The organism is Desulfobulbus alkaliphilus (genome assembly GCF_016918545.1).
Classification (GTDB): domain Bacteria; phylum Desulfobacterota; class Desulfobulbia; order Desulfobulbales; family Desulfobulbaceae; genus Desulfobulbus; species Desulfobulbus alkaliphilus.
The window spans coordinates 1-241 of record NZ_JAFFQC010000474.1; the positions used below are offsets into that span (position 1 = coordinate 1).

General features: G+C 50.2%; 1 pseudogene. It reads left to right on the forward strand.

The features are described from left to right. Window positions 1-241, forward strand: a pseudogene (locus tag JWG43_RS21260) (hypothetical protein); the annotation flags it as partial.

Sequence of the window (241 nt, forward strand, 5' to 3'; positions counted from 1 at the left end):
AAGTTATGGAGTTCTTCTTCCCGAAAATCGCCAGAGAAATAGACTGGGACAAGGGATACGAATTCCTGGATAAGGAGCTGCAGAGCGTTGTAAGGGATGCGGAAATCGGCAGACGCCATGCGGACAAACTGGTCAAGGTGTGGTCGCTTGAGGGGGAGGCGTTCAATGTGATGATTCACATTGAGGTGCAGAGCGACACAGACCCTGCCTTTGCACAGCGGATGTACATTTACAATTACAG